This is a genomic window from Naumannella huperziae, from assembly GCF_054073625.1.
Genome location: NZ_JBSXPH010000001.1, coordinates 2664541 through 2686029, shown reverse-complemented (window position 1 = coordinate 2686029; position 21489 = coordinate 2664541). Strand labels below are relative to the sequence as shown.

Sequence of the window (21489 nt, the reverse complement as noted above, 5' to 3'; positions counted from 1 at the left end):
TCGACCCATCCATCGGAGGATCTTGATGCGAGTCCTGTTGACCGGCCAGTTGGGCTATCTGGGTACGGTGATGGCGCCCGTGCTGACCGCCGACGGTCACGAGGTGGTCGGCCTCGACACCGGCCTGTACGCCGCCGAGCTGCTGGGCCCCGCCCCCGCCGACCCGCCCGCGCTGGCCGTCGACCTGCGCGACGTCACCGCTGATCAACTCGCGGGCTTCGACGCGATCGTCCACCTGGCCGCGCTGTCCAACGACCCGCTGGGCGCGCTCGACCCGGAGCTGACCTTCGCGATCAACCGTGACGCGTCCGTCCGGCTCGCCCAGCTCGCGAAGCAGGCGGGGGTGCGGCGCTTCCTCTACGCCTCGACCTGCTCGGTGTACGGGGCCGCCGGCGACTCCCTGGTCGACGAGACGGCCCCGCTGGCTCCGGTCACGCCGTATGCCCGCAGCAAGGTCGAGGTCGAGGACGAGTTGATCACGCTGGCCGATGACGATTTCCATCCGACCTCGCTGCGCAATGCCACCGCCTTCGGCTACTCCCCGCGGCTGCGGGCCGACATCGTGTTGAACAATCTGGTCGGCCATGCCGTGCTGACCGGACGGATCCGAGTGTTGTCCGACGGTACGCCGTGGCGACCACTCGTCCACGCAGCCGACATCGCCGAGGCGTTCCGGCAGACGCTCGCGGCGCCGGAGGAGGCGGTGCACGCCCGGGCGTTCAATGTCGGCGACGAACGCAACAATGTCACGGTCGCGCAGATCGCGGACGAGGTCGCGCGCGCGGTGCCCGGCGCCGAGGTCGAGATCACCGGGGAGGCCGGGCCCGATCCGCGCTCCTACCGCGTCGACTTCTCCGCGATCCGGGAGGCGCTGCCGGGCTTCGGGTGTCGCTGGTCGGTTGCGGACGGCGCGGCCGAGCTTGCGGCGGCGTACCGCGATCACGGGCTGGACCGGGCGGGCTTCGAGGAGTCCTTCGTCCGGTTGGCGACCCTGCGCCGCCGGCTCGACGCGGGCGAGCTCGATGACGGGCTGCGGCCGGTCCCCTTCGACTCGTGAGCAGGGTCGACTCGTGAGCAGAGGGTCAGCCGCGGACGGAGGCCCACGGGCCGGCCGCCGCGTCGCGCTCGCTGATCAACCGCGGTTGCTCGCGCCAGGGCAGCGCAAGATCAGGATCGTCCCAGGCCACCGCGATGTCCTCGGCGGGGTCATGTGGCCGGTCGATCCGATAGCAGACCTCGGCGACGCGTTCGCCGATCACCTGGAAGCCGTGCAGGAAGCCTGGCGGGATCCACAGCGCGACGAAGTCGTCGTCGTCGAGCCGCATCGCGTGGTGCCTGCCGAGGGTCGGGGAGCCGGGCCGCGCGTCCACGACGATGTCCCAGACGGCCCCGCTCGCGCACCGCACGAGCTTGGCCTCGCCCGCACCGCCGCGGCCGTGCATGCCGCGCAGGACGCCGGGCACCGACCGCGACTGCGAGTCCTGGCAGTCGGGTCCGAGCTCCATGCCGTGTGCGCGCGCGAGCGCGGCGTCGAAGGTCCGGGTGAACAGTCCCCGCGGATCGCGGTGGGCGGTCGGCCGGAGCACGAACAGCCCGGCCAGGTCGGTCTCGGTGATCTCCACATGATGATCATGCCGCCCGACCGGACCGGCGGGCGAGACCGGTCTCGGGATTTCTCGACGGCGGGGCGGGCGCGATGATCTGCCGGGCGTGCGGCCGGGCGGGCGGTCGCGACGACGTGGTGCTCGACCTCGGCGAGCAGCCGATCACCCAGCACCTGCCGGAGCCGGGTGATCCCGGTCCCGATCCGCGGGCCCCGCTGGCGATGTGGTGCTGCCGGGGCTGCGGCCTCGCCCAGTTGGCCGGCGAGGTCGACCCCGGCCCCGAGGTGGTCGGCGTCGAACCCGCGGCGGTACGCGAGCTGGCCCGGTCCGCGCTCGTCGACGCGGGGGAGCGGGGGCTGCTGGACGGTGCGACCGTGCGCGAGTTCGGGTCGCCGCACGGCGGCACCTGGCTCGACCTGTTGCCCGGCCACCGCGTGGTGACCGACGGCGTCGCCGAGGTGGTGATCGACTCACTCGGGCTGATGCACGAGCCGGACCAGGCGCGTGCCGCGGGCAGGCTCGCCGCGGCGCTGGCGCCCGGCGGGACGGCGCTGGTCCAGTTCCACGACCTGGCCGCGATCGCCGAACAACGACAGTGGAATGCGCTGCGGCACGGGCACTACGCCTACTACAGCACGACGGCGCTGGTCCGACTGCTCGGCGTCGCCGGACTGGTCCCGGTTCATGCCCTGCGCCATGACCTCTACGGCGGCTCCGTGGTGCTGGCGCTGCGCCACTGGGCGGCGGCCCGGCCCCTGGACGGATCCGTCGCGGAACTGGTGGCCCGCGACGCCGCGCTGGGGATCACCGAACCGGCCGCGCTCGCCGGGCTGGGTGCCGCCGCGGCGGAGTCGGTACGCCGACTGCGGCGCCACCTCGCGGCGCGCCGGGCGGCCGGGGATCGGGTGGTGGCCTACGGTGCCGCGTCGCGCGCGGTCGCGTTGTTCGCGATAGCGGGGGTCGGCGCCGATCAGGTGCTGGCGGTCGGCGATGCCTCACCCGGCAAACAGGGCCGGGCGCTGCCGGGCAGCCGGATCCCGGTGGTGACGCCCGAACGGCTGGCAGAGCTCGCGCCGGACGAGGTGCTGGTCACGATTCCGGAGTTGCTGGTGGAGCTGGCGGCGGCCCGCCCGGAGCTTGCGGATCGGCTGGTTCGGCTGGATCGCGTGGACGACTGAGGCCGAAGGGCCCGCGCTCGGATCGGTAGCGCGGACAGTCGCACCGTCCACAGTCGCTGCCCGGGCGGTAGTGACGGTGCGCGTCGCGGCCGTGGCCGCAGCGGCAGGCATAGGTGGTCAAGTGCTGGCCTCCCCGAATGCGCCCCCGGTGATCACGGACGCCTCACCATAGCGGGTCGCCTCAGTCCGCCGCCGGTGCTCCGGGGCCCGGATCGCTGCCGCCGGGCCCGTGGCGATGCCGCATGTCGTCGGTGCTGATCGCGCCGGGGCGGCGTTCCGGTCGGCCGAACACCCGGACCAACTCGGCCTCCAGGCGCCCCGCATCGTAGGGCCCCGTGTGTCGCCGGTCGCCGACGAAGAAGGTCGGCGTACCGCGCGCGCCGCTGTCGTGCGCCGACTGCATGTCGGCGCGTACCCGGTCGGCCAACGCCTCGTCGTCCAGGTCGGTTGCGAACCTGTCGAGGTCGAGCCCGAGCTCGGCGGCATAGCCGAGCAGATCGTCGCGTTCGAGGCGGTCCTGGTGGGCGAACAGCAGGTTGTGCATCCCCCAGAAATTGCCCTGCCGCGCGGCGGCCTCGGCCGCTATGGCCGCATCGAATGCGTGCGGATGCACATCGGTCAGCGGCAGGTGACGGAAGATGTAGCGCCCGTTCACTCCCATCCGCTCGGTCAGATCCTCCAGCATGCCGGTGGCGTCCCCGCAGAACGGGCACTCGAAGTCGGCGTACTCGACCAGGGTCAGCTCGGCGTCGGGATTGCCGCGGTAATGATCACGGGTGACATCGACCGGCTCGGACAACAGGTAGGGCAGGCTCGCCTCGGTCTGGCCGAACACGCGCGCGGCGATCTGGAAGATCGCGAAGCCGAGGGCGGCGGCGAGCACGGCGGCGAGCAGCACACCGACAGTCGCCTCGGTCTGCAGCACGGGGTCGTCGAAGGCGAGGCCGATGATCAGCAGCGACATGGTGAAGCCGATGCCGGACATGGCGGCACCGCCCAGCACCTGACCGAAGCCGACGCCCTCGGGCAGGTCGCCGAGCCGCAGCCGGGTGGCGAGCAGTACGCCGAGCCCGATGCCGGCCGCCTTGCCGACCACCAGGCCGATCACCACGCCCCAGGTGAGCCGCGAGGTCAGGGCGTCGGTGAGGACGCCGCCGCCGAGCGCGACGCCGGCATTGGCGAGCGCGAACACCGGGACGATGAAATAGCTGGTCCACGGGTGCAGCGCGACCTGCCAGCGCTCGTTGATCGACACCACGCGTTGCAGCCCGCGCTGGGCCTGCTGGCCCGAGTCCGGCAGCGGCGACTGCCGGAACGCGCGGAACAGCGAGGTGGCCGAGTCGACGTCGTCGCGGGTGGGCTCGTGGGCCGGGATCATCAGACCCGCGATCATGCCCGCGACCGACGGGTGCAGGCCGGACAGCAGGGTCGCCAGCCAGAGTACGAAGACCGTGACGCCGTAGGGCCAGGTACGCCATACGCCGGCCCGACCGAGCAGCGCGAGCGCCACCAGGCAGGCGCCCATCACGGCGAGCGCGGCGAAGTTGATGTTGTCGGCATAGGCGACACCGATCACCGAGACCGCGGCGATGTCGTCGAAGACGGTCAGGGTGAGCAGGAAGATCCGCAACTGGGCGGGGCAACGCGGGCCCGCCAGCGCCACGGCCCCGAGCATGAATGCGGTGTCGGTGCCGATCACCGCGCCCCAGCCGCGCGCGGCCTCGCCGGTGGGATTGAGGGCGAGGAAGATCATCGCGGGCAGGGCGATGCCGAGCGCCGCGGCGATCAGCGGCACGGCGATCCGGCGCCGGTCGGTGAGTTCGCCCATCGACAGTTCGCGGCGTACCTCCAGACCGAGCACCAGGAAGAACAGGACCATGAGGCCGTCGTTCACCCAGTGCTGCAGACTCATCTCCAGGTGCAGCGGGCCGAGAGCGACGATGCCCTCGGTGTGCCACAGCTCGGCATAGGTCGCGCCCCAGGGGGAGTTGGCCCAGACCAGCGCGATCAGTGCGGCGGCCAGCAGGATCCCCGCGCTGCCGGCCTCGGTGGACAGGTAGTGGGTGAGCTGGCGCGGCGTCCGGACGCCGGTGGAGCCCGCGGTGGTATCTGCCATGGGCTCATCCTGCCGGTGAGTGCCACCGATCCGAAGCGGGCCGGTGATCTCTGAGTGTCCGAGGGGGACTTTGTCCAGTTGTATGTAGCCGTGCTTGGGCTGCTGGGCGCAGAACGTACGCAGATTCGGCCGCTGGGTAGCCGCCAGCAGACCGAAGGTGGCGTCCTGCGCCGCGGCGGCCAGGCGGGTGTCGTCCGGATGGCATGGCCGTAGATGTCCCAGGTGGTGCCGGTACTTTCACCTCATCGCATTGCTCTGCCGGCCGCCTCCCAGGCCTGTCCCTCGGAGACTTGGCTCGTCAACTTGGTCCGGATGCTCTCGATCGCGTCGTCGCCCAACGCCAACCGCAGTGGAGGCCGACCACTGGTGACGGCGTCGATGATGGCGGCAGCAGCCTTGTCCGGGTCACCTAGTTGCACGGGATCCATGGATGCGAAACCCTCGGCCGCGCGGCCGACACTGTCGGCGTAATCGGCGACTGTGGGTGGAGTCACGTGCAGTGCGCCGCCGAAGCCGGTGCGGAAGTCGCCTGGTTCGACGATCGTGAGACCGATGCCTAGGTGCGCCACCTCCTTCAACAGCACTTCACACATGCCCTCGACGGCGAACTTCGAGGCCGCGTACACAGCCAGCCCCGGAGCTGGTGGCGCGATTCCAGCGAGAGAGGAGATCTGCACGATGTGGCCGTGCCGCTGATCGCGCAGTGTCGGAAGGACCGCCCGGATGACGTTGAACGAACCAAAGACGTTGACGTCGAAGAGGTCTCGGACCTCAGAGTCGGGAGTCTCTTCCAAAGAGCCGAATGAGCCGCGCCCGGCGCAGTTCACGACCACGCTCAGAGCGCCGAATCGCGCCACGGCGCTGGCAACGCCGGCCCCCACTTCGTCACCGCTGGTGACGTCAACCTTCACGACGTGCACCTGCGCTGACCTCGCTAGCTCGATCACCGCAGTGTCCTCGGGTGATCGAACAGCTGCGATGACACGACCCCCGCGGGCGACGACCGCCTTGCTCAGGGCGAATCCGAAACCGGAACTCGCACCAGTGATGAACCATGTCTGGTCCTCGATGGCTTGCGTCATGGGTACCTCCGAATAGTTTCGATACTGCGCGATCAGTATCGTAACCTGTTAGGCTGGCGATGTGCACACGCAAGATGGTTCACGGCCTGGTCGTCCCCGCAGCGAACGGGCGCGGCGCGCTGTGCTCGAAGCGGCGAGGACTCTATTGACCGACGAGGGCCTGCCAGCGCTCACCGTCGACCAGATCGCCGCTCACGCAGGAGTCAGCAAGAACACGATCTATCGGTGGTGGCCCAACAAGGCGGCGGTCTTGATGGACGCGTTCACTGCAGCAACAAGCACCAAACTGGAAGCGCCCGCGGACGGCACAGCGGTTCAACGATTCCGAGCGCAAGTCCAACGCGTGGCAGCCCTCATGAGCGAGCCTGCAGCACGCAGGCCCTTCATTGCGCTGGTCGCCGCAAGTCAGCACGACCAGGATCTCGCGGCAGCGTTGCGAGATCGGTTCATCGCAGATCGTCGAGCGGCAGCAACCGCGTTACTCGCGGAAGTGGCCGAGGAGGATCCTCGCGCCGCATTCGAACCGGACATCGTCATCGATCTGATCTACGGTGCGCTCTATTACCGACTGTTGATCACCGGCGCGGACCTCGATCCGCCGTACGTGGACCGCCTACTTGACTTCGCCCTCGGCCCACCTCACGCGAGCGCGCTTTGAAGGCATCCCGCAGGGGGACCCAGTCGTTGCGGACAATCGCGCGTTCGGGCGAGGACGCGAAGGCGGACTGCACCTCGTCGGGCGTGCACGCCCGACGCGCCATCGGGAGATGGTCGTTGACCAACTGTGGAACTGGCAAACCTGTCTCCAACCCTGTGGTCGCTTGTTGGTTGCGAGCGCAGGGCAGGGCCTCCGCGCTGAAGCTCAGCGAGAGCTGTCGTGCGCAAACTGCCCCAGACGTGACGGTGGCCCCGACTCGTGTGAGTCGGGACCACTGGTCGCTTTCCCAATGTGCACAGGGATTCAGGGGTGTCCGAGGGGGGACTTGAACCCCCACAGCCATTTCTGGCCACTAGCACCTCAAGCTAGCGCGTCTACCTATTCCGCCACCCGGACGAGGTGTGCCCCGGGCGGGCCCGGAGCGCAGTGAACTATAGCAACTCCGCCCGGCGCGAGCACATCGCGAAGCCGCCCGGTGGCCCGTGTTCGGATCAGTGGGAGCAGTTGGGGCAACTGCAGTTCGTGCAGGTGCAGTCGGCGCAGTTGTCCGTGCAGTTCGGGCACTGGCACTTGGCTTCGGCCATGGCGTCCTCCTTGGTTGCCCCGATTGTCGACCCGACCCCGCGGCATGGGCAAGGGCCGCCCGCGCGACGATGGGTCCATGACCGACGCAGCGACCACGCGCCCCGGCACGAGACGACCCGATGCGGAGGTGGTCGACCTCTGCGCGGAACTGATCAGGATCGACACCACCAATTTCGGCCCGGGCGTCGACGGGCCCGGGGAACGGGCGGCCGCTGAGTATGTCGCCGCGAAGCTCGACGAGGTGGGTATCGAGTCCACCCTGTACGAGTCCGAGCCCCGGCGTACCACGCTTGTCGCAGACTTCGCGCCCGAGGGGACCGAGCCGGGCGCCGAGCCGCTGCTGATCCACGGACACCTCGACGTGGTGCCGGCCGATGCTGCCGATTGGTCGGTCGACCCGTTCGCCGGCGAGTTGCGCGACGGCATGGTGTGGGGGCGCGGCGCGGTGGACATGAAGGACTTCGACGCGATGGTGCTCTCGGTGGTACGCGACCGCGTCCGCACGGGCCGGGCTCCCCGGCGCCCGCTCCGGCTGATCTTCACCGCCGACGAGGAGGCCGGCGGGGTGCTCGGTGCCGACTGGCTGGTCCGCAAGCATCCGGAGACGGTCGAGGGCTGCACGCACGCGATCGGCGAGGTGGGCGGATTCTCGCTGACGGTACGCGATGACCTGCGGCTCTATCTCGTACAGACCGCAGAGAAGGGGATGGCCTGGCTCAAGCTGATCGCCGACGGCACCGCGGGGCACGGCTCGATGCGCAACGACGACAATGCGGTCACCGAGCTGGCCGCCGCCGTCGCCCGGATCGGCAGCCACCGCTGGCCGCACCGGATCACCGATGCCCAGCGCGCGTTCCTCGACGCGATCGCCGACGCCTGGCAGGTCGAACTCGATCCCGACGATGTCGAGACCACACTCGCGCGGCTCGGCTCGATCGCCCGGATGGTCGGCGCGACGATGTCCAACACCGCCAACCCGACGATGCTGCAGGCCGGTTACAAGGTGAACGTGATCCCGGGCCGCGCCACGGCGGGCCTGGACGGGCGGATCGTGCCGGGTGGCGACGAGGAGTTCTTCGCGACGCTGTCCGAACTGCTCGGGGACAAGGTGCGCTACGAGATCGACGTGCACAGCTCGGGGATCGAGACCGAGTTCGCGGGCGGGCTGGCCGATGCGATGCAGGCGAGCCTGGCCGCGGAGGATCCGCATGCCCGGGCCGTGCCGTTCCTGATGAGCGGTGGCACCGACGCCAAGGCGTGGCACCGGATGGGAGTCCGGTGCTTCGGTTTCGCCCCGCTCCGGCTGCCCCCCGAGCTCGATTTCGTCGGCATGTTCCACGGCGTGGACGAGCGCGTGCCCACCGATTCCCTCGAATTCGGCGCGCGCGTCCTGGACCGATTCCTCGACCTCGCCTGAAGAGTTCGATTTCGCCTCTTCCGCAACACGCGCCACACCCATTACCGTCACGCGCCACGAGGGCCCGACCGTGGCCCGGCGCCGCGCCAGCGGCCCGAACGAGGCGGTAGCCATGACGAACCCACCCGGCCGACCCAACTTCGAACCCCCCGCAGCGCCGCCGGCCGCGCCGCGGCGGACTGGCGTCTGGGCGACCGCACCGCGCGCGGGCACCGTCGTCGGGGAGCCGCCCGCCGGGCCCGAGCGAGTCGGCCGCGGGCTGTTGTTCGCGCTGCCGGCACTGGTTGTCGGCGCGGCGGTTGCGGTGGCGATCTGGTCCTTGGGCTACATCGCCTCGATCGCCGCGGTGGTCATCGCGGCCGGCGCCGTGGTGCTCTACGCCCGCGGCGCCGGTCGGCCACCCGAACGCGGCGTCGCTGCGCTGGTCGGGCTGATCGTGGTCGGGCTGGTCGGCACCTTTCTCGCCTGCATCGGCGCCGATCTGTCGGCCTACTACGACGCGGAAAGCGCACAGATCGACTACGGCCGCGCGGAGTTCCTGGCCGTCAACCTGGTCAATCCCGACGTGCTCGGGGGATACCTCCCCGACGCGTTGATCTTCCTGCTCCTCGGCGCGCTCGGCGCCGGCGGAACCCTGTTCCGGCTGATGCGCCGGGATTCGCACCCGACGGCCGACCCCGCCCGGTAACAACAGACCCTTTACGTAACACACGTCACAGCAGTAACCTGCCGCCGAGCCGCTCGCTCGGCTCTCCGGATCATCCGAGGAGGCCCCGATGCCACCCTTCCCCGTCCTCGGCCCGGCACCCGCCGGAGCGCCGACCCCGCGACTGCCGCTGTCCGCGCGCGGCGGTACGCCCGAGTGGCTGCCCGAGACCTCCGCGGGCCCACGACCGTCCTTGGAGGAGCCGGTCGACACCACCGAACACGTCGACCGCGGACTCGCGCTCGCGGCGCTCGGGCTGCTCGGCGGCGCGATCACGCTGATCGGCCTGTGGGCACCGGGTACGCCCTCGCCGATCTGGTGTTTCGCGATCGCCCTGCTCGCGTTCTGGCTCTACGGCAAGGGCGCGGGCCATGCTCCCGCCCGGGGCTTCCCGGCCCTGGTCGCCATGATCATCGGTGGCCTGGCCGTCACCTTCGTGGCGTGTCTGGCGGTCGGCCTGTACGCCTACTACCGCGAATATGCACCCCAGATCGCACTGCCCGCGCTGCCCTTCGTGATCGCGAACCTGACCGCTCCCCAGCTCTGGTCGGCCTATCTGACCGACGGAATGCTCTTCGTGCTGTTCGGCGGGCTGGGCGCACTGGCCGGAGTGGTGCAGTTGTTCCTCGGCCGCGAGCGCCGGCCGTTGCGGGCGCGGCGCGCCGCCTGAGCCGCGGTCCGCGGGGTTGTCCGCGCGGCTAGGGTGTCTCGCCATGGGAGTCACCGCGATCGAGTACGAGGAGCAGCGGGTACGCCTGGACCGGACGCTGTCGAGGCGAGCCGTCGCCCGCCTGCTCACCGATGCCGCGGAGTACCGGGGCTGGGAATTGCATCGGCTGCGCCGTTACCGCGACGGCACCCGGGACGCCTGGATGCGGCGCAAGATCATTCGCGCCCGACGTACCCTGCCGTGATCATCAGGCGCCGGTCTCGGCGCCACGGGCCGCGACCGGACCGCCGGAGACATCATCGAGGGCGGCCGCGATCTCGGCCGGCAACTCCATCTCCTCGGTGCGCAGGCAGGTGATCAACTGGTCGGCGGTCCGCGCGCCGAGCAACGGGGCCGTCACCCCGGGCGCATCGCGTACCCACAGCAGCGCGACCTGCAGCGGCTGCAGATCCATCCCGTCGGCGGCCCGGGTGACCGCCTCCACCACGCCGCGGTAGCGCTGCTCCAGATAGGGCTCGACGAACCAGGCGAAATGATCACTGGCACCGCGTGAGCCGCGCGGCAGGCCGGCGCGGTACTTCCCGGTGAGCACGCCGCGGCCCAGCGGCGACCACGGGAAGAAGCCCATCCCGAGCCGCCGGGTGGCCGGCAGGATCTCCATCTCGGCCCGCCTGGCCAGCAACGAGTACTCCGCCTGGCCGCTGGCCACCGGTGTGCGGCCGGGCACGGCCCGCTGCCAGGCCGCCGCATAGGCGGTCTGCCAGCCGACGAAATTGGACACCCCCACATAGCGGACCCGGCCGGAGGAGACCGCATAGTCCATCGCGGCCAGGGTTTCCTCGATCGGCGCCTCGCCGAAGGCGTGCACCTGCCACAGATCGATCCAGTCCGTGCCCAGGCGCTCCAGCGACTGATCGAGATCGTGCAACATCCCGCTGCGCGAGGTGTCGACGACCCGGTGCCCGTCGCGGACGCCGAACCCGGCCTTGGTGGCGATGATCATCTCGTCCCGCGGGACGACCGAGTCGAGCAGCGTGCCGAGCATCTGTTCCGCGGCGCCGCGACCATAGGCAGCGGCGGTGTCGATCATGGTCCCGCCCGCCTGGTGGAAGGTGGTCAGCAGCGAACGAGCCTCGGGCATGCCGACATCACTGCCCCAGGTCATCGTGCCGAGGCCCAGGCGCGAGACCTGCAGCCCGGTATGGCCGACATGGCGACGGATCATGCGTCGACACTACAATCACGCCCAGTCGGGTCCCGAATCCCACGCAGGAGGCGCAATGAAGCTGTCGCTGAACATCGGCTACATGACGGGTCGTGATCGCCCCGAGGACGCCCTGCGGCTGACCCGGCACGCGGAGATGCTCGGCTTCGACACCGTCTGGGCCGCCGAGGCGTACGGCGTCGACTGCGTCTCCTTCCTCGCCTGGCTCGCCGGGCAGACCTCGAAGATCAATGTCGGTTCGGCGGTGATGCAGATCCCGGGGCGTACCCCCGCGATGACCGCGATGACGGCGACCGGGATGGATGCCGTCAGCGGGGGACGGTTCCGGCTCGGACTGGGGGTTTCCGGACCCCAGGTCGCCGAGGGCTGGCACGGCCGGCCCTTCGCCAAGCCGCTCGCCCGCAGCCGGGAGTATGTCGGCATCGTCCGCGCCGCGTTGTCGGGCGAAGTGGTCAGCAGCGACGGTGAGCACTATCCGCTGCCGCTGCCCGGCGGGGCCGGCAAACCGCTCAAGATCATGGCGCGTCCGGTCGCCGATCGGGTGCCGATCTATCTGGCCGCGGTCGGTCCGAAGAATGTCGAGCTGGCCGGCGAGATCGCCGACGGACTGCAGGCGATCTTCTACGCCGCCGACGCCTCCGAGGGCCTGAACGCGGCGATCGACGCCGGCCTCGCGCGCTCCGGGCGTACCCGCGACCAGTTCGACGTGATGGCCAGCGTCCCGCTCGCCGCCGGCGACGACGTCGCCGCGGCCGCCGACTCGTTGCGCCCGCACGTCGCGCTCTACGTCGGCGGGATGGGCAGCCGGAAGCAGAACTTCTACAACGCACACGCCGTCCGGATGGGGTACGCCGACGCGGCCGCGCGGATCCAGGACCTCTACCTGTCGGGCAACCAGCGCGAGGCGGCGCGGGAGGTGCCGCAGGAGCTCGTCGAGCGGGTGGCGCTGGTCGGCGATGTCGGGCGCCTGACGACATCGTTGCGCGCCCTGGCCGACAGCGGCCTGACCAACTGCGCGGTCAGCCCCGCCGGCACGGGCGTCGACGCCAAGATCGCCCAGCTCGACGCGCTCGCCGAGGCGTACCGCAACCTGTGATGATCATCCGGTCGTGACCGGCGGGATGATCCCGGCCAGCAGCAAGATCGCCAACCCGATGGCCAGCGCCACCCGATAGATCACGAACGGCGCAAAGCTGTGGTTGCTGATGTAGCGCATCAGCCAGTGGATCACCGCGAGGCCGATCGCGAAAGCCAGCACCGTGGCGACGATGATCGGGCCCCAGGCGGGATCGGGCTCGTCGGCGACGTCGGTCAGCTTGTACAGCCCGGAGCCGAAGACGGCCGGAATGGCCAGCAGGAACGAGTACTCGGCCGCGGCCCGGCGGGTGTAGCCCATGAACAGCCCGGCCGTGATCGTGCCGCCCGATCGCGACACCCCGGGCACCAGCGCACAGGCCTGGGCGATGCCGAAGATGATGCCGTCGCGCCAACTGATCTGGTCCAGTTCCTTGGTCTCCTTGCCGACCCGGTCACCGAGGCCCATCAACAAGCCGACGCCGGCGAGCATCGCCACCGTGATCCACAGATTGCGGAACGGTCCCTCGATCAGCGGCTCGAGCACGACGCCGAGGACGATGATCGGGATCGAGCCGAGGATCACCAGCCAGCCGAGGCGGGCGTCGGGATCGTTGCGGGGGATCTTGCCGACGAGCGCCAGGCACCAGTGGCTGAGGATCCGCCAGATCTTCTTGCGGAAGTAGACGACGACCGCGGTCTCGGTGCCGAGCTGGGTGATGGCGGTGAAGGCGGCACCCGGGTCCGAACCGAACTGCTGCCCGACGATCGAGACGTGTGCGCTCGACGAGATGGGCAAGAACTCGGTGAGTCCCTGGACGATCCCCAGTACGATCGCTTCCAGCCAGCTCATGCTCTTCCTCGTCGTCGGTGGTTGCGCGGTGCGGGCCCGCGGGCCCCGGGCAACACTAGGCGCTTGCCGCCCCGGCACCGTCGGACCCGGGTCGGGCCCGCGCGCCGCGAACTGCCACCGGGGTAGCGCCCGGCACCATGGAGCGGTGAGCATCCATGCCGACCACCCGTTCCTGCCGCCCGACGACGCCCGCGATCCGCTGCGCCGGCTCCGCGGCCGGCTCGCGGCGCCGGTGACGGTGTGGACGATCGGCGCGCCGGGGCAGCGCCCGGAGGGCTGGACCCTGTCGTCGGTGCTGATCGCCGACGGCGATCCGCCGGAGGTGCTCGGGCTGCTGGACCCCGATTCGGAGTTGGCCGATGCGCTCCCCGGCGCGACGACCGCGACCGTCAACGTGCTCGCCGAGGGTCAGGCCGCGGTGGCCGAAGCGTTCGCCCGCGTCGCGCCGGCGCCGGGCGGGCCGTTTCGCACCGGCGAGTGGCTCGACGATGCCCACGGTCCCCGGTTGGCCGGCGCCGCCGGCTGGTTGGGGGTACGCCTGATGCCGGACCCCGGGCGCGCCGGTTATGCCCTGTTGCTGCGCGGGGTCGTCGAGACCGCGCAGGTCGGCGGGGCCGAACCGCTGTTCCATCTGCGTGGCCGCTACCTGTCCTGACCCGCTCCCGACGCGCGGGCGCGTCGGGCCGGCTCACTAGGCTGGCCTCATGACGACGGTGCTCCTGGTCCGCCACGGGCGTTCGACGGCCAATACCGCGCGCGTGCTCGCCGGCCGCACACCGGGGATCGACCTGGACGAGACGGGTCGGGGGCAGGCGAGCCGGCTCGGCGATGCGCTGCGGGAGGTCGAGCTGGCCGCCGCCGTGACCTCCCCGCTGGAGCGCTGCCGGCAGACGGCCGAGCTGATCCTCGCCGGCCGGGGGCTCGAGCCGGTCGTCGAGCCCGAACTGACCGAGTGCGACTACGGCGAGTGGACCAACCGGTCGCTGGGCGAGCTGGCGAAGGAGGACCTGTGGCGTACCGTGCAGGCCGCGCCGTCCGCCGTGACCTTTCCCGGCGGGGAATCGATGACGGCGATGGCGGCGCGGGGCGTGGCAGCGATCCGCGCGCATGCGGCCCGGGTCGCGGCCGAGCACGGACCGAACGCGGTCTGGCTGGCGGTCAGCCACGGTGACGTGATCAAGGCGATCCTCGCTGATGCGCTCGGCCTGCACCTGGACCAGTTCCAGCGCATCTCGACCCATCCGGCGGGCCTGTCGGTGCTGTCCACCCTCGACGGTCGGACCCGCGTGCTGACGCTGAATGCCGGGACCGATGTGGCGGCGCTGGTGCCGCGGGCGCCGGTGGGCGAGGGCACCCCCGGCGGCGACGTGGAGGATCCGACCGAGCCCGGCGCGGGTTCGCCCGCGGAGGAATCCGGCGTTGCTGCCGGTGGCGGGGCCTAAGCTGGTCGCTATGTCGATCGTCGAGCACCGGTACGACGCTCCGGACCGATTCGTCGCCGGGACAGTGGGGGAGCCGGGAGAGCGGACGTTCTTCCTGCAGGCCCGCGAGGGCAACCGGATCACCAGCGTGGTGTGTGAGAAGCAGCAGGTCTCGGTGCTCGCCGAGCACCTCGGGCGGATCCTCGACGAGGTGGTACGCCGAAGCGGTGACGTGCCCGATGCCTACGCCCAGCCCCGTGACGTGCAGCCGCTCGATGCGCCGATCGACGAGGAGTTCCGCGTCGGCACGATGACGCTCGCCTGGGATCCCGACCAGGCCCGCGTGGTGATCGAGATGTTCGCCCAGACCGACGCCGCGGACGACATGCCCGACGACGAGACCTCGGCCGACGAGGTCGCCGCCGCCGAGTCCGAGCGCGCCGGCGAGGTCTTCGTGGTGCGGATCACGCCGGCCGGAGCGCGGGAGTTCGTGGCCCGGGCCAATGCGGTCGTCGCCGCGGGTCGGCCCGCCTGTCCCTTCTGCGCCCAGCCGCTCGACCCCGCCGGGCACATCTGCCCGCGCTCCAACGGCTACCGTCGTCCCCTGTTCGCCTCGGGTGAGTGAGGTCTCCGCGCTGGATCCGTCCTTCGCCGGCGAGCTGACGATCCGAGGGCGGCTGACCACGGCATCGAATGCGACCTTCCTGGTCCAGGTCGGCGATCGGTTGGCCGTCCACAAGCCGGTCCGCGGCGAGCGCCCGTTGCACGACTTTCCCGACGGTACGCTCGCCGCCCGCGAGGTCGCGGCGTACCGCCTGTCCAGTCTGGCCGGGTTCGATCTTGTCCCGGCGACCGTGCTGGTGGACGGACCGCTCGGCCCGGGTTCCCTGCAGGCGTGGGTGGACGAGGCCGACTACGACCTGGTGGACCTGATCAGCGAACACGATGATCTTGCCGGCCGGCTGCCCGTGATGGACGGCTTCGGCGCGGCCGACGAACCCGTACTGGTGGTCCATGCCGACGATGATCGACTGCGCCGACTCGCCGTCTTCGATGTGGTGATCAACAATGCCGACCGCAAGGGTGGCCACATCCTGACCCGCGAGGGACGGGTGTTCGCCGTCGATCACGGCGTGTGCTTCCACACCCAGGACAAGCTGCGGACGGTGCTGTGGGGTTTCGCCGGCGAGCCGTTGACCGACGAGCACCGGGCGCTGGTGGCCGCGGCCCGGGACGCGGCGGGCGAGTTGTCCGGGCTGTTGTCGGCCGCCGAGGTCGCCGCGGTCGCGGCCCGGGCCGAGGCGCTGCTCGCGGCCGGAGTACTGCCCGAGCCGGCCGAGCACCGTTTCCCGTTCCCCTGGCCGCCGTTCTGAGCCGCGCGAGGCGGGTGCCGGCACCGGGCGCGAGGGCCAGCCGGATCGCGGTTCGTTTCGTGCGGGCGCCCCGGCTGGCCTAGCATCGCCCGCATGCAGGCGTGGCCATTCCCACCCGTTCCGTCGCTCGCTCCCGATCGAGACGCCGGCCCGGTCCGCATCTTCGACTCGTGGTCACGCGAGGTCGTGCCCGTCGGGCCCGAGCGCGGGACCGCACGGATGTATGTCTGCGGGATCACCCCCTATGACGCGACCCATCTCGGGCACGCGGCGACCTATGTCGCCTTCGATGTGCTGCAGCGGCAGTGGCGCGATCTCGGGCTGAACGTCAACTACGTGCAGAACGTGACCGACATCGACGACCCGCTGCTGGAGCGCGCCGAGGCGACCGGGGAGGACTGGGTCGACCTGGCGGAGCGCGAGACCGAGTTGTTCCGCACCGACATGGCGGCGCTGAACGTGCTGCCGCCCACGGAGTTCGTGGGCGCGGTCGAGTCGATCCCGTTGATCAACCGGCTGCTGGAGCAGTTGCCCGACGGCGCGATCTACCAGGTCGACGATCCCGAACACCCCGACTGGTACTTCCGCAACGAGCTGGCCCCGCACTTCAACGAGATGGCCCGGCTCGGCGACGACGAGGCGCGCGCGCTGTTCGCCGAGCGCGGCGGCGACCCGGATCGGCCGGGCAAGAAGCACCCGTTGGACGGCCTGGTCTGGCGCGTCGAGCGACCGGGCGAACCGGCCTGGGACTCGAGCCTCGGCCGCGGCCGACCGGGCTGGCACATCGAGTGCACGGCGATCGCGAACCGCTTCCTCGGGCCCGCGTTCGACATCCAGGGCGGCGGCTCCGATCTGATCTTCCCCCATCACGAGATGTCGGCCGCCGGGGGTGAGGTGGCCACCGGCGAGCCGTTGGCGAAGGCGTACGCCCACAGCGGGATGGTCGGCCTGGACGGCGAGAAGATGAGCAAGTCCCGGGGCAATCTCGTCCTGGTCAGCAAGCTGCGCGAGGCCGGGGTCGACCCGATGGCGATTCGGCTCGTGCTGCTGGATCATCACTGGCGCACCGACTGGAGCTATGACGACGACCAGCTCGAGGCCGCGACGCAGCGGCTGGCACGTTGGCGCGCGGCGGTCACCCGGCGCGCCGCGCCCGAGGCCGAACCCGCGCTGGCCGCGCTCCGTGCCGCGCTCCGCGACGATCTGGACACCCCGACCGCGCTGCGGGTGGTGGACGAGTGGGCCGCCGAGGACGGGGCGGACGAGCACGCCCCCGGACAACTCGCCGAGGCGATCGACGCCCTGCTCGGGGTGCGGCTGTCCTGACCCGGCCGCCGGGTGTTGCCGCCGGGCTGGCATGATGGGGCCAGCAGGTAGTTCCTGCGTGTTCTGGGGTCGGTGAAAATCCGAGCCGGCGGTGAAAGTCCGCGACCCGATGGCAGCCAGTCATCGGTTGATGGGGTGGAAGTCCCCGACCGACGGTGAGAGTCCGGATGGGAAGAACACGAGGGCCCGCGGTGTTGCAGCGGTCGCGCCCATCCGGCGCATCGCTGATCCGCGCGTCATCGCTCCGACCCCGGACCATGCGGGGCTCGTCGAGCGGAGATGATCATGAATGAGTTCGTCTGGCAGTTCCTGAACGCCCAGATCGATGTCGGATTCGGCCAACCGATCCTGTTGCGCGAGATCGTCGGCAACGGATTCGGCCTGGCGAGCGCGGTGCTCGGGATGCGCCGCAAGGTCTGGGCGTGGCCGGTCGGCATCGTCGGCAATGTGTTGCTGTTCACCGTGTTTCTCGGTGGCGCGTTCGGTACGCCACAGCAGCTCGACCTGTGGGGGCAGGCCGGTCGTCAGGTGTTCTTCTTCGCCGTCAGCGTCTACGGCTGGATCCGGTGGGCGACCTATGCCCGGCATCACCCGGGTGATCATGTCGGCGTCCAGCCCCGCTGGGCCGGTCGCTCGGGACGGCTGCAGTTGATCATCGGTGGCCTGGTCGGCTGGATCGGCTTCTATTTCGTGCTGACCGCGCTGGAGAGCTGGAACGCGCTGGCCGACGCCTGGATCCTGACGGGCTCCATCCTCGCCACCTACGGCATGGCCCGCGGTTGGACGGAGTTCTGGCTGATCTGGGTCGCCGTCGACATCGTCGGGATCCCGCTGCTGCTGGCCGGCGGTTTCTACCCGTCGGCGATCATGTACGCCATCTACGGCGGGTTCGTGATCGCGGGGTTCTTCGCCTGGCGGCGCGACACCCGCAATGCCGGCGATAGCGCTGCGCCCGCTCGGGTCGGCGCCTGAGGATCGGGGCTAGGGTGCGTGCGTGAGCAAGGATTTCGCCGCCCTGTACGCCGAGCTGGCCGAGAAGGCGCGTACCCGTCCGACGGGCTCGGGCACGGTCGCGCGGCTGGACGCCGGTGTGCACGAGATCGGCAAGAAGATCGTCGAGGAGGCCGCCGAGGTCTGGATGGCCGCGGAGTACGAGGGCCGCGAACAGGCCGCCGAGGAGATCAGTCAGCTCATCTATCACCTGCAGGTGTTGATGCTGGCCCTCGACCTGGCGCCCGAGGACGTCTGGCGCCACCTGTGATCTCGCCGGCTCGCGCCCGGGCGGCGAGTGTGTGCCGAGCGGCTAGGCTGGCGCCCCGTGGAACCCAGTCCTGACCGTCCGCTGCTGCGCGTCGCCGTGCCCAACAAGGGCTCGCTGTCCGACGCGGCGATCCAGATGTTGCGCGAGGCCGGGTACCGGCAGCGGGGTGACAACAAGGAGCTGATCCTCGCCGACCACGCGAACGGCGTGGAGTTCTACTATCTGCGACCGCGCGACATCGCCGTCTATGTCGGCGAGGGCACGCTGGACGTCGGGATCACCGGCCGGGACATGCTGCTCGATTCCCGGGCGGCGGCCGACGAGACGGCGGCGCTCGGATTCGGCGGTACCCGGTTCCGCTTTGCCGCGCCGGCGGGTCAGGACTGGTCGGTCGAGCGGCTGGCGGGCAGCCGGATCGCCACCTCCTATCCGGGACTGGTCGGCTCATATCTGGCCGACCGCGGCGTCGATGCGCGCCTGATCAAGCTCGATGGTGCGGTGGAGTCCGCGATCCGGCTCGGCGTCGCCGATGCCGTCGCGGACGTCGTGGAGACCGGGACCACGCTGCGCCGGGCCGGGCTGGAGCTGTTCGGCGAGCCGATCCTGGAATCCGAGGCGATCCTGATCGCGCGGCGCGGCGAGGTGCCGCCCGCCGGCCTTGATCAGCTCGCGCGGCGCCTGGACGGGGTGCTGGTCGCGCGCAACTGGGTGATGATGGACTACGACATCGCGGCCGAGCTGGCCGACCGTGCCGCCGCCCTGACACCGGGATTCGAATCGCCGACCGTGTCCCCGCTGGCCCGCGAGGGTTGGGTCGCGGTGCGCGCGATGGTACGCCGCGAGGGTTCGCAGTTGATCATGGACCAGTTGTATGCGCTCGGTGCCCGCGCGATCCTGGTCACCGACATCGCCGCCTGCCGGATCTGAGCGGGTTCGCGTGAGCGATCGGGCGTACCGCTTCACCTCGCGGGTGTCGATCATCGGTGCCGCCCTCGGCACGGGTGTGCTGACGGTCGCCGCGGTCCTCGGCTGGTTCGCACTGCCGGAGTCGAGCCGGGCGCTCTTCACGATCCCGCAGGTGCTCACGCTGATCGGCTTCCTGGTCGCCCTGGACGCGGTGATCTGGTCGTTGTCGGCCTCGGCGGTCCGCGCGGACGTCGGCGGCGTCACCGTGCGCAACGGGCCGCGCACCCGGCGGTACCCGTGGTCGGACGTCGCGGCGGTGAGCTACCGGCGCTCGGATCCCTGGGCCAATCTCGTGCTCCGGAACAGCGGCGAGCACGATCCGCCGCGTCGCCCGATGCTCGGCATCCAACGCGTCGACGGCGAACGCGCCGATCGAGCCGTGCGCATGTTGCGCGAGCTGCACCGCGCCGCGAGCTGACCGCACGCGCGGGCCTTCCGGCCGGCCGCGCTCAGTCCGCGCCCAACCCGACCCGGTCCGCCAGCCGGTCGAAGGCGAGTCGGGAGTACCGGTCGGCCGGGTCGATGGTGCCGACCAGGTGGCCGTTCAGCTCGAGGCTGGTGAATCCGATCAGCTCGCTGAGCACCGAGAACAGCGCGGCGACGGTCGCGGGCGCCAGCTCCGGGGCGCCCAGCCGGTCGGCGATGCCGCCGAGCTGGCGCACCAGGGCCGCGGGCCCCGGCACCTCCTCGGCCGCGCCGAGCGCGTCCCCGGCGGCGACGAGCACTTCGACGAACGGCGTGACCACCCGGGCCGCGGCGGGCACGGTATCGGCCGGGGCGGCGTACCCCGGGATCGGCGAGCCGTAGATCAACATGAACTCGTGCGGATGGTCGCGCGCCCAGTCGCGGAGCGCCGCACAGGCGGCGACGAACCGGGCGCGCGGTGTCGCAGCACGCCGCCCGGCGGCCTGCTCGACGGCATCACCCAGCCGCCCGAAGGAGTCGATCAGCAGCGCCGTGATCAGCGCATCCCGCGAGGGGTAGTAGCGATAGACCGCCGACGACACCACGCCGAGTTCGCGGGCGACGCCGCGCAGGCTGAGCGTCGCCGCGCCCTGCTCGGCGATCTGGCGTCGCGCGATCTCGGTGATCTCGTCCAGGGTGCGGGCCCGGGCGCGGGCGCGCGGTGTGCTCGATCCGGCCATGAACCGATCCTGCCAGCTCCGCGACGGTGCGGGAGGGTTTCGCTCACAACAGAGAGCAGTGCTCTTGACTTCGTGCCGGAGGCGCGGCAGCCTTGGTTGACAGAGAGCACCGCTCTCGAATTGTCCACCGAGGAGCGATCATGATCCGTCGCCTGTCCCTGATCGCGCTGCCGGCGCTCGCCGGCTCGTGCTTCGCGGCCTACCAGATACTGCGGCCCTATCCGCCCACGAACCCCGAGACCGGGGCTGTCGGAGCGGCCGCGGTCGCCTCGAACGCCTGGACGGGCGCCCACACGCTCGCCATGGTCGGCATCGTCGCCCTGATGTTCTGGGTGCCGCTGATCGCGGTCCGCTGGGGGAGGCGGTACGCCTGGCTGGGTCCGCTCGCCGTCGGCGCCGGGGCGGCCCTGCTGCCGTACTACGGGGCGGAGACCTTCGGCCTCGGTTCGATCGCCCGGCGCGCCGTGGCAGACGAGGACTGGTCGCTGCTGTCGACCTTCGCCGACGTCCGCTACGCGCTCGTGCCGACCATCACCTTCGCGCTCGGGCTGCTGGCGCTCGCGGTTCTCGGTGTGGCGCTCGCGGTCGGCTGGTGGCGCCGGGAGCGGCCGAGGGCGCTGATGCTGCCGATGGCGTTCGGACTCGTCGTCTACCTGCCGCAGTTCTTCACTCCGCCGGCGGGTCGGATGTCGCACGGGCTGCTGCTCGCCGCCGGCGGCATCGCCACCGCGGTCGCGCTGGTGCTGGCCCGGAGTGCGACCCCGATCCTTCCCGCAGAGCGACCGTCGGACGACGGCCGCACCCGCCCGACTGTGGCAGCCTAGGAGCC

At 70.9% G+C, this 21489-nt stretch carries 24 protein-coding genes, 1 tRNA gene and 1 riboswitch; of the genes, 18 read left to right on the top strand and 7 right to left on the bottom strand.

What is annotated here, in order from left to right:
* Positions 1–25: 25 nt before the first annotated feature.
* On the top strand, positions 26–1057 hold the full coding sequence (locus ACXDC7_RS12760) for an NAD-dependent epimerase/dehydratase family protein (protein WP_459222368.1): 1032 nt from the start codon (positions 26–28) through the stop codon (positions 1055–1057).
* A gap of 25 nt (positions 1058–1082) precedes the next feature.
* Here the strand turns inward: ACXDC7_RS12760 and ACXDC7_RS12755 are convergent, their stop codons facing one another.
* Positions 1083–1622 (bottom strand): dTDP-4-dehydrorhamnose 3,5-epimerase family protein, encoded by a 540-nt coding sequence (locus ACXDC7_RS12755; RefSeq protein WP_459222367.1) that lies wholly within the window; start codon positions 1620–1622, stop codon positions 1083–1085.
* Between the two features lie 74 nt (positions 1623–1696).
* Between ACXDC7_RS12755 and ACXDC7_RS12750 the strand changes: the two genes are divergently transcribed.
* Complete coding sequence (locus ACXDC7_RS12750; protein WP_459222366.1) at positions 1697–2782, top strand: methyltransferase domain-containing protein; 1086 nt, start codon at positions 1697–1699, stop codon at positions 2780–2782.
* A gap of 181 nt (positions 2783–2963) precedes the next feature.
* On the opposite strand, the gene nhaA is transcribed toward ACXDC7_RS12750, so the two are convergent.
* A complete protein-coding gene (gene nhaA / locus ACXDC7_RS12745; protein WP_459222365.1) occupies positions 2964–4898 on the bottom strand; it encodes a Na+/H+ antiporter NhaA in 1935 nt (644 codons plus the stop codon).
* A gap of 242 nt (positions 4899–5140) precedes the next feature.
* Positions 5141–5980 carry an SDR family NAD(P)-dependent oxidoreductase gene (locus ACXDC7_RS12740; protein WP_459222364.1) on the bottom strand — a complete coding sequence of 280 codons (840 nt, stop codon included), beginning with the start codon at positions 5978–5980 and terminating at the stop codon, positions 5141–5143.
* Positions 5981–6041: 61 nt separating this feature from the next.
* Here ACXDC7_RS12740 and ACXDC7_RS12735 point away from each other — a divergent pair, with 61 nt between their 5' ends.
* Positions 6042–6638 carry a TetR/AcrR family transcriptional regulator gene (locus ACXDC7_RS12735; RefSeq protein ID WP_459222363.1) on the top strand — a complete coding sequence of 199 codons (597 nt, stop codon included), beginning with the start codon at positions 6042–6044 and terminating at the stop codon, positions 6636–6638.
* Between the two features lie 310 nt (positions 6639–6948).
* On the opposite strand, the gene ACXDC7_RS12730 is transcribed toward ACXDC7_RS12735, so the two are convergent.
* Positions 6949–7034: transfer RNA gene (locus tag ACXDC7_RS12730), tRNA-Leu, on the bottom strand.
* Positions 7035–7299: 265 nt separating this feature from the next.
* Between ACXDC7_RS12730 and ACXDC7_RS12725 the strand changes: the two genes are divergently transcribed.
* From ACXDC7_RS12725 to ACXDC7_RS12710, 4 genes are all read left to right on the top strand, one after another.
* On the top strand, positions 7300–8640 hold the full coding sequence (locus ACXDC7_RS12725) for a M20/M25/M40 family metallo-hydrolase (protein WP_459222362.1): 1341 nt from the start codon (positions 7300–7302) through the stop codon (positions 8638–8640).
* Positions 8641–8752: 112 nt separating this feature from the next.
* Positions 8753–9328, top strand: a complete 576-nt coding sequence (locus ACXDC7_RS12720) for a hypothetical protein (protein WP_179446046.1) — start codon at positions 8753–8755, stop codon at positions 9326–9328.
* A gap of 88 nt (positions 9329–9416) precedes the next feature.
* The gene (locus ACXDC7_RS12715; protein ID WP_179446047.1) at positions 9417–10016 is read left to right on the top strand and encodes a hypothetical protein; all 600 of its coding nucleotides are present in this window, start codon (positions 9417–9419) and stop codon (positions 10014–10016) included.
* A 43-nt stretch (positions 10017–10059) separates the two neighbouring features.
* Positions 10060–10260: a DUF5703 family protein gene (locus ACXDC7_RS12710; RefSeq protein WP_179446048.1), complete on the top strand. Its 201-nt coding sequence runs from the start codon at positions 10060–10062 to the stop codon at positions 10258–10260.
* A gap of 3 nt (positions 10261–10263) precedes the next feature.
* Here the strand turns inward: ACXDC7_RS12710 and ACXDC7_RS12705 are convergent, their stop codons facing one another.
* Positions 10264–11241 carry an aldo/keto reductase gene (locus ACXDC7_RS12705; RefSeq protein ID WP_179446049.1) on the bottom strand — a complete coding sequence of 326 codons (978 nt, stop codon included), beginning with the start codon at positions 11239–11241 and terminating at the stop codon, positions 10264–10266.
* Between the two features lie 55 nt (positions 11242–11296).
* On the opposite strand from ACXDC7_RS12705, the gene ACXDC7_RS12700 reads away from it, so the two are divergent.
* Positions 11297–12337, top strand: coding sequence for an LLM class F420-dependent oxidoreductase (locus tag ACXDC7_RS12700; protein WP_179446050.1), 1041 nt, complete (start codon positions 11297–11299; stop codon positions 12335–12337).
* A gap of 3 nt (positions 12338–12340) precedes the next feature.
* Here ACXDC7_RS12700 and ACXDC7_RS12695 read toward each other — a convergent pair whose 3' ends face one another.
* Entirely contained in the window at positions 12341–13168 is an 828-nt protein-coding gene (locus ACXDC7_RS12695) for an undecaprenyl-diphosphate phosphatase (protein WP_179446051.1), read from the bottom strand.
* A gap of 145 nt (positions 13169–13313) precedes the next feature.
* On the opposite strand from ACXDC7_RS12695, the gene ACXDC7_RS12690 reads away from it, so the two are divergent.
* From ACXDC7_RS12690 to ACXDC7_RS12650, 9 genes are all read left to right on the top strand, one after another.
* Positions 13314–13823, top strand: a complete 510-nt coding sequence (locus tag ACXDC7_RS12690) for a flavin reductase (RefSeq protein WP_218843885.1) — start codon at positions 13314–13316, stop codon at positions 13821–13823.
* Positions 13824–13872: 49 nt separating this feature from the next.
* Positions 13873–14610 (top strand): MSMEG_4193 family putative phosphomutase, encoded by a 738-nt coding sequence (locus ACXDC7_RS12685; RefSeq protein WP_459222361.1) that lies wholly within the window; start codon positions 13873–13875, stop codon positions 14608–14610.
* A gap of 10 nt (positions 14611–14620) precedes the next feature.
* Complete coding sequence (locus ACXDC7_RS12680; RefSeq protein ID WP_179446054.1) at positions 14621–15214, top strand: DUF3090 family protein; 594 nt, start codon at positions 14621–14623, stop codon at positions 15212–15214.
* Complete coding sequence (locus tag ACXDC7_RS12675; protein WP_179443519.1) at positions 15207–15962, top strand: SCO1664 family protein; 756 nt, start codon at positions 15207–15209, stop codon at positions 15960–15962. Before ACXDC7_RS12680 ends, ACXDC7_RS12675 begins: the two co-directional genes overlap by 8 nt.
* 93 nt (positions 15963–16055) lie before the next feature.
* On the top strand, positions 16056–17288 hold the full coding sequence (gene mshC / locus ACXDC7_RS12670; RefSeq protein ID WP_179446055.1) for a cysteine--1-D-myo-inosityl 2-amino-2-deoxy-alpha-D-glucopyranoside ligase: 1233 nt from the start codon (positions 16056–16058) through the stop codon (positions 17286–17288).
* A gap of 55 nt (positions 17289–17343) precedes the next feature.
* Positions 17344–17471: riboswitch (FMN riboswitch) on the top strand.
* 102 nt (positions 17472–17573) lie between these two features.
* On the top strand, positions 17574–18260 hold the full coding sequence (gene pnuC / locus ACXDC7_RS12665; RefSeq protein ID WP_459222360.1) for a nicotinamide riboside transporter PnuC: 687 nt from the start codon (positions 17574–17576) through the stop codon (positions 18258–18260).
* Between the two features lie 22 nt (positions 18261–18282).
* A complete protein-coding gene (locus tag ACXDC7_RS12660; protein WP_179446057.1) occupies positions 18283–18549 on the top strand; it encodes a phosphoribosyl-ATP diphosphatase in 267 nt (88 codons plus the stop codon).
* A gap of 81 nt (positions 18550–18630) precedes the next feature.
* Positions 18631–19476 carry an ATP phosphoribosyltransferase gene (gene hisG / locus ACXDC7_RS12655; protein ID WP_459222835.1) on the top strand — a complete coding sequence of 282 codons (846 nt, stop codon included), beginning with the start codon at positions 18631–18633 and terminating at the stop codon, positions 19474–19476.
* A gap of 10 nt (positions 19477–19486) precedes the next feature.
* Complete coding sequence (locus ACXDC7_RS12650; protein WP_459222359.1) at positions 19487–19933, top strand: PH domain-containing protein; 447 nt, start codon at positions 19487–19489, stop codon at positions 19931–19933.
* 31 nt (positions 19934–19964) lie between these two features.
* Here the strand turns inward: ACXDC7_RS12650 and ACXDC7_RS12645 are convergent, their stop codons facing one another.
* On the bottom strand, positions 19965–20660 hold the full coding sequence (locus ACXDC7_RS12645) for a TetR/AcrR family transcriptional regulator (protein WP_459222358.1): 696 nt from the start codon (positions 20658–20660) through the stop codon (positions 19965–19967).
* A 140-nt stretch (positions 20661–20800) separates the two neighbouring features.
* Here ACXDC7_RS12645 and ACXDC7_RS12640 point away from each other — a divergent pair, with 140 nt between their 5' ends.
* Complete coding sequence (locus ACXDC7_RS12640; RefSeq protein WP_459222357.1) at positions 20801–21484, top strand: hypothetical protein; 684 nt, start codon at positions 20801–20803, stop codon at positions 21482–21484.
* The last annotated feature ends 5 nt before the right edge of the window (positions 21485–21489 follow it).